We start from the raw sequence: 12,428 nt of genomic DNA on the forward strand, positions 1-12,428 counted from the left end.
TCGGATCAACGCCGGGGTGACGGCCCGGGTGACGCTAAACCGCTGCCAGGACGGCCGCGGCCACCCGGTCCCGGTCCGCCGGGGACCACGTGCCGACCAGGTAGAACGCGTCCACCACGTCGGTGCCGAGCGTGGAGATGCGGGCGGCCCGGATCTCCGCGCCGGCCTCGTCGAGAGCGTGGGTCACCCGGTACAGCAGGCCGGGCGAGTCGGCCGCGCGCAGCTCCAGCACGACCGCGTCGGTGGCCACGTCACGCTGCCAGACCACCCGGGGCGAGGCGGTGCCGCCGCGCGCGCTCATCGCGCGGGCGCGGACCCGCTGGGTCACCGAGACGTCGCCGGCGCCGACCCGGCGCAGATCGGCCGCGAGAGCAACCGGATCGTACGGCGACCCGTACCGCGGTTGGGTGTAGAACTCGACGATGGCCCGCCCGCCCACCGTGACGGTGTTGGCGCCCACCACGTCGAGCCGGTGCATGGCCAGGCAGGCGGCCACCCCGGCGAGCAGCCCGCGCCGGTCGGCGGCGGCCACCGCGACCCGGTCGCCGTCCAGGTGCACCACCGGCAGCGTCCCGTCGAGCAGTTCCGGGTCGGGTTCCGGCGGCTCCGGGAGGGCGCCGGTGTCGAGGGCGGTGTGCACCTTGCCGACCAGCTCGGCCATCAGCCGGCCCTTCCAGTCGGACCAGGCGGCCGGACCGGTGGCCCGCGAGTCGGCCCGGGCCAGCGCGTGCAACAGGTCGACGGTGGCCGGGTCGCCGATCGCCTCGGCGACCGTGGAGATGGTCTTCGGGTCGCTCAGGTCGCGGCGGGTGGCCACGTCGGGCAGCAGCAGGTGCAGCCGGACCATCTTCTCGATGGTGGCCACGTCGGCCGGCGGCAGGCCGATCCGGGTGGCGATCTCGGCGGCGATCGGGGCGCCCACGATGCTGTGGTCACCGGGCAGCCCTTTGCCGACGTCGTGCAGCAGCGCGCCGATCAGCAGCAGGTCGGGCCGGTCCACCTCGCGGGTGTAGGCGGTCGCCTCGTAGGCGGTCTGCACCAGGTGCCGGTCGAGGGTGTACCGGTGGATCGGGTGGTGCTGCGGGAGGCTGCGCATCCGGGCCCACTCGGGCAGCCAGGCGTCGATCAGGCCGTACCGGTCGCAGGTCTCCCAGGTGGGCAGCAGGCCGGGGCCGGAGCCGAGCAGCGAGACCAGCGCGGCGCGGGCGGCGGGCGGCCACGGGGTGGGCAGCGGCGGGCAGAACGAGGCGAGCCACTCGCTGGTGGCCCGGGCGATGGGCAGCCGCACGATGGCGGCCGCGGCGGCCACCCGCAGCGACAGGCTGGGGTCGGGCACCGGCCCGATGGCGGTCCGGGCGAGGACCAGCTCACCGTCCTGTTCGACGACGTCCCGGGCGACCGGGCGGCGGGACGGGGCGCCGGACGGGCCACCCCGGCGGCGGCCGCCGCGCAGCCGGTCGATGGCGCGCCAGGCGTCGTCGACGGCGTGCGCGACGGTCCGGGCGTCACCGGACACCCGGCGCAGCAGCGTGTCCGGGTCCTCGATGTCGAGCAGGTCGGCGACGGCCTTGCGCTCCTGGGCGACGAGCCGGTCCACCCGGCGGCCGACCGCCAGGTGCAGGGCGTCACGGGTGTCGAGCAGGCGCAGCGTGGCGGCGCGTACGGCGGGCCGCATGGTGTCGGCGATCCCGGCCCGGCCGACGCCGCGCAGCAGGGTGACGTCGCGCAGCCCGCCGGACGCCTCCTTGAGGTCGCCCTCGAGCAGGAAGGCCAGCTCGCCGCGGCTGGTCCAGCGGGCGGTGGTGAGTTCCTTGAGCTGCGGCACGAGGCGTACCGCGGTCCGCCGCCACTGCTCCGAGGCGGCCGTGATCAGTTCCTCGGATAGCGCCGCGTCGCCCGCCACGTGCCGGGCGTCGAGCAGGCCGAGGGCCACCTTCACGTCGTCGTGGGCGACGGAGAGCGCCTCGGGGAGGGTCCGTACCGAGTGGTCCAGGCCGAGGCGGGCGTCCCAGATCGGATACCAGAGAGCGGAGGCGATCCGGTCGATGCCGGCCGCGCCGCGGTGCAGCAGCACCAGGTCGAGGTCGCTGTACGGCGCGCAGTCGCGCCGGCCGAGCCCGCCGACCGCGAGCAGGCTGACCCCGGGCAGGTGGGACGGGAAGAGCTGCCTGAGCCAGACGTCGAGCGCCGCCGCCCGCTCGTCGCGGGCGGCGGCGCCGATGTGTTCCTTGAGCTTGTCGAGCGAGCCGCCTGCGGCCGGGCGCGCCGGAGGGGCCGGCGGCTCGCTCAACGGGTTCGTCATGGGCTTAGAGGGCGTCGAGGCCGCGCTCGCCGGTGCGGACCCGGACCACCTCGTCGACCGAGGTGACCCAGACCTTGCCGTCGCCGATCTTGCCGGTCCGCGAGGCGGTGACGATGGCGTCGACGATCTTCTCGACGTCGATCTCGTCGGTCAGCACCTCAACCTTGATCTTGGGCAGGAACTCCACGGTGTACTCGGCGCCCCGGTACACCTCGGTGTGGCCCTTCTGCCGGCCGTACCCCTGTACCTCGCTCACGGTGAGCCCGGCGACGCCCAGGGCGTGCAGAGCCTCCTTCACCGCGTCGAGCTGGTACGGCTTGATGACCGCGGTCACCAGCTTCATGCTCAGTCCTTCCATTGCTGCAGCCATCGGGGGAATTTAGCCGGAAACCTTCTGGCTGACGGAAGCCTTGCCGTCAGCGTCCACGGTCTCCTTCTGGCCGATACCGGCGAGAGCGAACGCGCCGCCGTTGCCGGAGCCCGCGGCCGGGGTGAACTCGTAGCCGGTCTCGCCGTGTGCGGCGATGTCGATGCCGCCGACCTCGGACTCCTCGCTGACGCGCAGGAGCTTGACGGCCTTGAGGATGAAGGCGAGGAGCAGTGCGACCCCGAAGGAGTAGACCGTGACCAGGGCGCTCGCCTCGAACTGGCGGAGCAGCTGGGTGGCGCCGCCGCCGTAGAAGAGACCGTTGCTGGCGTTCAGGATCTTCTCGTCGGTGATGCCGGAGTTGACGGCGTCGGTGGCGAAGAAGCCGATCGCCAGCGAGCCGATCCAGCCGCCGACGAAGTGGACGCCGACCACGTCGAGCGAGTCGTCGTAGCCGAACCGGTACTTGAGGCCGACCGCGAGGGCGCAGACCGCACCGGCGAGCAGACCGATGAGCACGGCCGGCAGCGGGGCGACGAAGCCACAGGCCGGGGTGATGGCGACCAGACCGGCGACCGCGCCGGAGGAGGCGCCGACCAGGGTCGGCTTGCGGTCCCGGATCCACTCGACGGCGACCCAGCCGAGGAGCGCGGCGGCGGTGGCGACCTGGGTGTTGATGAAGGCGATGACGGTGGTGCCGTCGACGGTCAGCTCGGAGCCGGCGTTGAAGCCGAACCAGCCGAACCAGAGCAGGCCGGCGCCGAGGGCCACGAACGGCACGTTGTGCGGCCGCATGTTCTCCTTCGGCCACCCGATGCGCTTGCCCAGCACCAGCACCAGGGCCAGGGCCGCGGCGCCGGCGTTGATGTGCACCGCGGTGCCACCGGCGAAGTCGAGGGCGCGGATCGTGGTGCCGATGAAGCCGCCACCCCAGACCATGTGGGCGACCGGGATGTAGACCAGGGTGAACCAGCCGAGCGCGAAGAGGACCCAGCCGCCGAACTTCATGCGGTCCGAGACCGCGCCGCTGATCAGCGCGACGGTGATGACGGCGAACATCATCTGGAAGACCAGGAAGGCGTACGTCGGGATGCCGGTGTTGGCCCCGAAGAACAGCCACTCCTCACTGATCTTGGCAACATCGGTACCGAGGTAGTCGAAGTTGCCGATGATGTTCTGGAGGCCCTCGCTCTCGTTGACACCGAAGGCGAGGGTGAAGCCGTAGACGACCCACAGGACGCTGACGAGCCCGATGGCGGAGAAGCTCATCATCATCATGTTCAGGACGCCCTTGGACCGGTTGAGGCCACCGTAGAACAGCGCCAGACCGGGTGTCATGAGCAATACGAGCGCAGACGACAGGAGCAACCAGGCGGTATTGCCGGTGTTGATCTCCACGCTGCCTCCTCTCGGAATTAAGGTGTCCTCTCACACCGGACCTGGGGCAACGTCGCCTGTCGGCCGGTTCGGCGGGAAGCCTTCCGGTCGGCTGTTTCGAGCACGGTCTACACGCGATTTCCAGAACGTCACGCGTTGTTTCCGACGTGTGAAGAAAAACTCACAGTCGGTGTGATCAAGCCCTCTGAGCTGCGACGATATCGCCGTTTTCGCCCGGCTCGGAACACTTCGGCGGGGCTCAGCGCAGCGCGTACTCGAGGATGTGGCGCTCGTAGTCGAGCAGGCGGAGATCGCGCATCGGGCGGCGCAGGTGGCCCTTGTGCACGATCCGGACGAACGCCGGATCACCGGCCGCGGCCATCCGCCGGATCCCCTCGACGTGGTCGACGATCCGTTTCCGGATGGTCCGCACCAGCCGGTGCCGGTCCCGCGGGATCAGCCCGTACGCGTCCGCGAACAACCGCAGCCGCCGCGGCCGGTTGGGCCGTTTCCACCCCAGCGTGTACGAGTCCCGGTCGCTGAACAGGGGCACCCAGGTCCACGCCGCGTAGGCCACGTCGTAGAGCCGGGACCCGGGCGAGGACAGATCGAAGTCGATCAGCGCGAGTGTCCCGTCCGGCCGCCACACCACGTTGTGCGGGGCGGCGTCGTGGTGGCAGATCACCTCGGTGTCCGGCGGGGGCGGCCCGAACGAGCGCCAGACCGCGCCGGGCGGTGGGACGAAACCGTACTGCGCGTCGTGGAACATCCGGAGCATGGTGGCGACGGTGACCAGCGCCTCCTCGGTCACCCAGTGGGGCGCCAGAGGGTACTCCCCGCACTCGCCGTCCAGGTAGGAGAGAACCTCCCGGCCCTTCTCGTCCATCCCTAGGGCACGCGGCGAGCCGGTGAACCCGACCCGCTCCAGGTGATGCAGCAGGGCGTGCACGGCCGGCGTCCACGGCCCCGCGTTGCGCCGGACGGTGTCACCGATCCGGGAGACCGTGCTGACGTTGCCACCGTGCAGCGGTATCTCGCGCACCGGCTCATGCGTCACTCACGGCCTCCCACGGTCAAACCCATCCGCCGCCCCACCCGCCGCCCGTAGAACGGGGGGAAAGGCCGGTCCCTGCGTGAGCCTACGCGTCCCCACCAAGGAGGGCCTCGACGAACGCGACGGGCTCGAACGGCGCGAGATCGTCCGGACCTTCACCCAGTCCCACCAGCTTGACCGGGATCCCGAGTTTCCGCTGCACGGCGATGACGATGCCACCCTTGGCGGTGCCGTCGAGTTTCGTGAGCACCACTCCCGTGACATCCACCACCTCGGTGAAGACCCGGGCCTGCTCGAGACCGTTCTGCCCAGTGGTGGCGTCCAGCACGAGCAGCGTCTCGTCGACCGGGCCGTGCTTCTCCACCACCCGCTTGACCTTGCCCAGTTCGTCCATCAGGCCGACCTTGTTCTGCAGGCGGCCCGCGGTGTCGATCAGCACGGTGTCCACGCTCGTGTCGATACCCCGCTTCACGGCGTCGAACGCGACGCTGGCCGGATCTCCCCCTTCCGGGCCGCGGACGGTCTCGGCGCCGACCCGCTCACCCCAGGTCTGGATCTGGTCGGCGGCGGCCGCCCGGAACGTGTCGGCCGCGCCGAACAGCACGGTACGGCCGTCGGCGATCAGCACCCGCCCGATCTTGCCGCAGGTGGTGGTCTTGCCGGCCCCGTTCACGCCGACGACCAGGACCACGGCGGGCCGGCCGTCGTGCGGGGCGGTCCGCAGGCTCCGGTCCATCTCCGGCTCCAGGGCGGCGACGAGTTCCTCGGCGAGCTGGTCACGCACCTCGGAGACGCTCCGGGTGCCGAGGATCCGGACCCGCTCCCTGAGCCGCTCGACGATCACCTGGGTGGCCTCGACCCCCACGTCCGCGGTGATCAGGCTCTCCTCGATCTCGTCCCAGTCGTCGTCCTCCAGGTGGTCCCGGGAGAGCACGCTGAGCAGGCCCCGGCCGAGCGCGGTCTGCGATCGGGCCAGCCGGGCGCGCAGCCGGACCAGGCGGCCGACCGAGGGCTCCGGCTTCTCGAGGACCGGTTCCTCGAGCACCACCGGCGCCGGCTGCTCCTCGGCCACGACCGGCGCGGGCGGCTCGATGAGCGGCGGGATCTCCTCCTCGACCGGCGGCACCGTGGGCGCGGCGGGCGGGCGCTCCAGGGTGGTGGTCGAGCCCGGTGCGGGCGGCGGCGGGAGCTCGCGGCGGCGCATCCTCGGCACCACCAGCCCGACCGCGCCCACGACCAGGACGACGAGCAGGATCACTGCGGCGACCACGTATTCCATGCCCGAATCCTGACAGATGAGCCGTCCGGCCGTGGGAGAGGTCACGCACTGGCGATTCCGGGCCCTCGTGGCGGAGGATGGAGCGCCCCTTTCAACAGCGTGGAGGACCCCCCATGCGGCACACCCCCGGACCGGTCCGGTGACCGCTCAGCTTCTCATCGGCCCGGTTCTCCGCCGGGTCGTCGACGACCGCGCCACCCTGTGGCTGGAGACCAGCGAGCCCGCCCGGGTGCGGGTCGAGGTGGAGACCGCGGGCGCCGGCTCGGCACAGACCTTTTCGGCGTACGGACATCATTACGCTCTCGTGGTGGTGGACGGCCTGTCCCCGGATTCCGCGAATCCGTACCGGTTGTTCCTCGACGACCGGCAGGTCTGGCCGGAGGCCGGCGCGGAGCACCCGCCGCCGGTGATCCGCACCCGGGCCGCCGACGACCGTGGGCAGCCGGTGAGCCTGGTCTTCGGATCGTGCCGGGAGGCCACCCCGCAGTCGAGCCGCCGCCGATTGCCGCCGGACGCGCTGGACGCCTACGCCCGCCGTCTGATGGCCGACCCCACGCAGCACCCCGACCTGCTGGTCCTGCTCGGCGACCAGGTGTACGCCGACGAGACCTCGGCCAAGGTGCGCCGCTTCCTGCGCCGCCGTCGCCGCGACGGGCACGCCGGCCCGGAGAACCAGGTGGTCTCCTTCGAGGAGTACACGAAGCTGTACCTGGAGTCCTGGCGTGACCCGGAGGTGCGCTGGCTGTTCAGCACCGTGCCGAGCGTGATGATCTTCGACGACCACGAGCTGATCGACGACTGGAACACCTCGGCCTCCTGGCGTGCCGACATGGCCCGGGAGCCGTGGTGGCGGGAGCGGATCTCCGGTGGCCTCGCCTCGTACTGGATCTACCAGCACCTGGGCAATCTGAGCCCGGACGAGCTGGCCGCCGACCCGCTGTTCCAGAAGGTCTCCGCCGCCGAGGACGCCACCGAGCTGCTGCGCGAGTTCGGTCACCGGGTGGACGAGCCGGAGTCGGCGGAGAACACCGACGTGCCGTTCCAGTGGAGTTTCGCCCTCGATCTGGGCCGGACCCGGATCGTGGTGCTGGACAACCGTTGCAACCGGGTCCTCACCCCGGGCGCCCGGGCGATGCTGCCGCCCGCCGAGTGGGACTGGTTCCTGGACCGCGCCCACGGCGACTACGACCACCTGGTGATCGGCTCGTCGCTGCCGTGGCTCATGCCGCCGGCCATCCACTACCTGGAGGCGTGGAACGAACGGCTGGCCGAGTCGCACCGGCCCTGGGCGGCCGCGTTCGGCGAGCGGGTCCGGCGGGCCTTCGACCTGGAGCACTGGGCCGCGTTCGGCAAGTCGTTCGCGGCGCTGGGCGAGCTGTTCCGGCGGCTCGGCGAGGGCCGCCCGACCACCGAGGGCCGCCGGGTCGGCGCCGGCGAGGTGTACGCGGCGCCCGCCTCGATCAGCGTCCTCTCCGGTGACGTCCACCACTCCTACGTGGCCCGGGCCGACTTCGGTCACGCCATGACCACACCGGTGTACCAGCTCACCTGCTCGCCGATCCACAACGAGGTGCCGCTGCCGATGCGCCCGCTGATGCGGATCGCCTGGTCACGCGCGGTGGCGCAGCTGGTCCGGGGCCTCGCTCGCACCCTGTCGGTGCACAAGCCGGCGCTGCGCTGGAAGCGGCTGTCCGGCCCGTACTTCGGCAACGCGGTCGGCACCCTCCGCCTGGAGGGCGCGACCGCGACCGCCCGCATCGAGGGCACCACGAAGGACGGCGACCTGGTCGAGGTGGCGGCCGCCGACTACCACCCCTGACCTGCTCACTCCGGCAGGTCGAGGACCTTGCGCAGATAGGGGACGTGCTCGGGCCCGGCCCAGCGGTAACCGGACAGCCCGGCCGAGCGCGCCCCCCGGATCACCCGGTCGTCGTCGTCGACGAAGAGCACGTGCTTGGGCAGTTCGCCGATCGCCTGGCAGGCCTGCTCGAAGTACTCCGGGGCCGGCTTGTGGACCTTCAGCTCCCACGAGCTGAGCACCAGGTCCACCTCGGCGGTGAGCCCGAGGGCGTCCAGGTCGTCGCGGAGCCGGTCGGTGGCGTTGGTGGCGATCGCCACCTTCCGGCCGCCGGCCCGCACCTCCCGCACGAAGGCGAGCGCCTCCGGGTCCACCTCGCCCCGGTACGCCTGCCAGGCCGCGACCGCCGCGGTGGACTCGTCCGCGGACAGCGGCAGCCGGTCGGCGACCAGCCTCATCCACTCGGCGTCGGTGATCTCCCCGGCCATCGCGGGCCGGTAGATGTCCCACGACATCGCCGTCTCCAGCAGCGAGGCGGGTTTGAGACCGAACTCGACCTCGACGGTGATCATCGGGGCCGGATCCCAGCGGCGCAGCACGCCGTCCAGGTCGATCAACAGGGCCTGGGCGCGGTCGCGCATGCTTTTTCCTACTCCTCCGGGTCGCGGACGAGGCGCTGGCTGATCACCTGGGTGACGCCGGCGCGCATCGTGACGCCGTACAGGGCGTCCGCGACCTCCATCGTCCGTTTCTGGTGCGTGATGATGAGCAGCTGGCTCTTCTCACGGAGCTGCTGGAAGAGGGTAATCAACCGGCCCAGGTTGACGTCGTCGAGGGCCGCCTCCACCTCGTCCATGATGTAGAAGGGCGAGGGCCGGGCCCGGAAGATGGCGCAGAGCATGGCCACCGCGGTCAGCGAGCGCTCGCCACCGGAGAGCAGCGACAGCCGCTTGATCTTCTTGCCCGGCGGCCGGGCCTCCACCTCGACGCCGGTGGTGAGCATGTCCTCCGGGTCGGTGAGGATGAGCCGGCCCTCACCACCCGGGAAGAGCACCTGGAAGACGGCCTGGAACTCACGTGCGGTGTCCTCGAAGGCCGACGTGAAGACCTCCAGGATCCGGTCGTCCACGTCCTTCACGACGGTGAGCAGGTCCCGCCGGGTGGCCTTGAGGTCCTCCAGTTGGTCGGAGAGGAACTTGTACCGCTCCTCCAGGGCCGCGAACTCCTCCAGCGCCAGGGGGTTGACCTTGCCGAGCAGGGTGAGGTCCCGTTCCGCCTTGTTGGCCCGCTTCTCCTGGGTGGGCCGGTGGAACGGCACCGGCTCGGGCGCCGGCTTGCCGTCCTTCTCGGCCTGCGCCACGTCGGCCTGGGTCGGCGGCACGAGCTGGTCCGGGCCGTACTCGCTGATCAGCGTCTCGACGTCGAGCGAGAAGTCCTCGGCGGCCTTGGCCTCCAGCTGGTCGATGCGCATCCGCTGCTCGGCGCGGGCCATCTCGTCCCGGTGCACCTCGCTGGTCAGCCGCTCCAACTCGGCGACCAGGCGCTTGGCCGTCGCCCGTACCTCCTGGAGCTCCGCCTCCCGGCTGGTCCGCGCCTGCGCGAGCTGGTCGCGGTGCTCGGCCGCCGCGACCACGGAAACCGCGACCCGTTCCAGCGCGGCGGCCGCACCGAGTGCGACCGCGCGGGCGATCTCGGCGCCTCTCGCGCGGGCGGCCCGCCTCGCGGCGGCCCGTTCCCGGGCCTGCCGCTCCGCGTTGGCCTGCCGCATCAGCGAGTCGGCCCGGCCCGCGATGGAGGAGACCCTCTCCTCAGCGGTACGGACGGCGAGTCGCACCTCCATCTCGTTCTGCCGGGACTGCGGCACCAGAGCGGCCAGCCGGTCGCGTTCCTCGGTGGACGGCTCCTCGTCGAGCGGGGTGTCCTCGGCCAGCCGCAGCCGCTCCTCCAGCTCGGCCACCCGCATCAGGTCGGTCTCCCGGGCGGCCTGCGCCTTCTGCAGGGAGGCCCCGAGCCGTTCGGTCTCCGCCCTGGCGGACCGGGCGGCGGCGCCAAGCTCGGCGAGCCGGCGGGCGGCCGCGTTGCGCTCGCCCTCGGCGGCCCGCTTCTCCTGGGCGGCCACGCCGACCGCCTGCTTGAGCTCGGCCACCTCGGCCCGGGCCTCGCCCAGTCGCTCCTTGATCTCGGCGATGCTCTGCTCGGCGGTGGCCCGCCGTGCCTTGGCCTCGTCGACCGCGGCCTGCACCTCGATGTAGCTGGTGGCCTTCGCCGAACCGCCGGCCGCCGCGTGGGCGCCCAGCACGTCGCCCTCCGGCGTCACGGCACGCAGCTCGGCGTTCGCCGCGATCAGGCGCGCGGCGGCGGCCAGGTCGGGGACCAGCACCACGTCGCGCAGCGCCCGGTTGAGCGCGGGCCGGATCTGCTCCGGGCAGTCGATCACCTCGGGCGCCCAGACGGCGCCCTCCGGCAGGTTCGGCCGCAGGCTCGCGAGCGAGCCCCGCATGCCCGGCCCGGCGGATCCGGCGACGACCAGGTCGGCCCGGCCCGCGTCGGCGATCTTGAGGGTACGCATGGCCTCGATCGCCTCGTCCACGCCGGCCAGGGCGACCGCGTCGGCCAGCCCGCCCAGCGCGGCGGCGAGCGCCACTTCGTGACCGGGCCGGACCGTCAGCATCGAGGCGAGGCTGCCCAGCAGCCCCGGCACCTGACCGGCCCGGGCCAGCAGCGCCCCGGCGCCGTCCTTGCGCTTGAGGCCCATGGCCAGGGCTTCCTCGCGCGCCTTCCAGCTCGCCGCGTCCTTCTCGGCGGCCCGCTCGGCGTCGTTCAACTCGCGGACCACGGCCGCGGCCCGGTCGTGCGCGGCCACCGCCTCGTCGTGCCGCGCGTCCAGGTCGGCGTTGTCCCGGTCGGCCTCCGTCGACTCGGCGGAGACCAGGTCGACCTCCGCCTGGGCGGCCTCGGCCCGCATCATCGCGTCGTCGTGCGCGGCGGCGAGCCGCTCGATCTCCTCGGCCGCGCTGCTGGTACGGGCACGGGCCGCGTTCACGTTGCCGGTGAGCTTGGCCAGGCCCTCGCGACGGTCGGCGATCGCCTTGGCGGCCGTCCGCAGCTCGCCCTCCGCGGCGGCCAGCTGGCGCTCCAGATCCTGCCGGTGCTCCACCGCCTCGGCCAGGCGCATCTGGTCGTCGGTGAGCGCCTCGCGGAGCTCCTCCTCCTGCTCGCGGACCTGCTCGGCCTCGGCCTCGAGCATCTCCGGGTCACGGCCGGGACGCTCGTCGTCGGGGGTGGCCGCCAGGTGCCGCAGCCGCTCGGTGGCCAGCTGCTCGGTGGACCGGAACCGCTCCTGGAGGGCGGACAGCTTGTACCAGGTGTCCTGCGCGGCCTGGAGCAGCGGAGCGTCCTCGGCGTGCGCCAGCTCCAGGTCGGCCAGCCAGCGCTGGATCTCGCGGTTCTCCTCCTCGACCTGGCCGCGCCGCTCCCGCATCGCCGACTCGTCGGCGATCTCCCGGTCCAGGGTGGTGCGCAGGGTGTGCAGGTCGTCGGCGAGCAGGCGCAGCCGGGCGTCGCGCAGGTCGGCCTGGATGCCGGCCGCCCGCCGGGCCACCTCGGCCTGCTTGCCGAGGGGCTTCAGCTGCCGCCGCAGCTCGGTGGTCAGGTCACCCAGGCGGTTCAGGTTGACCCCCATGGCGTCCAGCTTGCGGATCGCCTTTTCCTTGCGCTTGCGATGCTTCAGTACGCCGGCCGCCTCCTCGATGAAGGCGCGGCGGTCCTCGGGCTTGGCGTGCAGCATGGCGTCGAGCCGGCCCTGCCCGACGATGATGTGCATCTCCCGGCCGATGCCGGAGTCGCTGAGCAGTTCTTGGATGTCGAGCAGCCGGCAGGAGTTGCCGTTGATCTCGTACTCGCTCGCGCCGTCCCGGAACATCCGGCGGGTGATCGACACCTCGGTGTACTCGATCGGCAGAGCGCCGTCGTTGTTGTCGATCGTGAGGGTCACCTCGGCGCGGCCCAGTGGCGCCCGCCCGGCCGTGCCGGCGAAGATGACGTCCTCCATCTTGCCGCCGCGCAGCGCCTTGGCGCCCTGCTCGCCGAGAACCCAGGCGATGGCGTCGACGACGTTGGACTTGCCGGAGCCGTTCGGCCCCACCACACAGGTGATGCCGGGCTCCAGCCGCAACGTGGTGGCGGAGGCGAAGGACTTGAAGCCCTTGACCGTCAGGCTCTTGAGGTGCACGGATCTCCGAGAAGGGTCGG

At 72.2% G+C, this 12,428-nt stretch carries 8 protein-coding genes; 1 reads left to right on the forward strand and 7 read right to left on the reverse strand.

The genetic code is table 11. The annotated features are described in order from the left end of the window. Positions 1-34: 34 nt before the first annotated feature. From IEZ13_RS03435 to ftsY, 5 genes are all read right to left on the reverse strand, one after another. Positions 35-2,302 (reverse strand): [protein-PII] uridylyltransferase, encoded by a 2,268-nt coding sequence (locus IEZ13_RS03435; RefSeq protein WP_183216533.1) that lies wholly within the window; start codon positions 2,300-2,302, stop codon positions 35-37. Between the two features lie 4 nt (positions 2,303-2,306). Further along, entirely contained in the window at positions 2,307-2,645 is a 339-nt protein-coding gene (locus IEZ13_RS03440) for a P-II family nitrogen regulator (RefSeq protein ID WP_183216535.1), read from the reverse strand. 36 nt (positions 2,646-2,681) lie between these two features. Continuing rightward, on the reverse strand, positions 2,682-4,067 hold the full coding sequence (locus IEZ13_RS03445; RefSeq protein ID WP_183216537.1) for an ammonium transporter: 1,386 nt from the start codon (positions 4,065-4,067) through the stop codon (positions 2,682-2,684). 238 nt (positions 4,068-4,305) lie between these two features. After that, positions 4,306-5,103 (reverse strand): aminoglycoside phosphotransferase family protein, encoded by a 798-nt coding sequence (locus IEZ13_RS03450; protein ID WP_183216539.1) that lies wholly within the window; start codon positions 5,101-5,103, stop codon positions 4,306-4,308. Between the two features lie 82 nt (positions 5,104-5,185). Next, positions 5,186-6,379 carry a signal recognition particle-docking protein FtsY gene (gene ftsY, locus IEZ13_RS03455; RefSeq protein ID WP_183216541.1) on the reverse strand — a complete coding sequence of 398 codons (1,194 nt, stop codon included), beginning with the start codon at positions 6,377-6,379 and terminating at the stop codon, positions 5,186-5,188. A gap of 139 nt (positions 6,380-6,518) precedes the next feature. Here ftsY and IEZ13_RS03460 point away from each other — a divergent pair, with 139 nt between their 5' ends. Next, positions 6,519-8,198, forward strand: coding sequence for an alkaline phosphatase D family protein (locus IEZ13_RS03460; protein WP_183216543.1), 1,680 nt, complete (start codon positions 6,519-6,521; stop codon positions 8,196-8,198). Positions 8,199-8,203: 5 nt separating this feature from the next. Here the strand turns inward: IEZ13_RS03460 and IEZ13_RS03465 are convergent, their stop codons facing one another. Together IEZ13_RS03465 and smc are read right to left on the reverse strand one after the other, a co-directional pair. Next, on the reverse strand, positions 8,204-8,818 hold the full coding sequence (locus tag IEZ13_RS03465) for an HAD family hydrolase (protein ID WP_183216546.1): 615 nt from the start codon (positions 8,816-8,818) through the stop codon (positions 8,204-8,206). Positions 8,819-8,826: 8 nt separating this feature from the next. Next, the gene (gene smc / locus IEZ13_RS03470) at positions 8,827-12,408 is read right to left on the reverse strand and encodes a chromosome segregation protein SMC (RefSeq protein WP_183216548.1); all 3,582 of its coding nucleotides are present in this window, start codon (positions 12,406-12,408) and stop codon (positions 8,827-8,829) included. Positions 12,409-12,428: the final 20 nt, after the last annotated feature.

It is taken from the genome of Actinoplanes campanulatus, from assembly GCF_014647795.1.
In the GTDB taxonomy this organism is placed as follows: domain Bacteria; phylum Actinomycetota; class Actinomycetes; order Mycobacteriales; family Micromonosporaceae; genus Actinoplanes; species Actinoplanes campanulatus.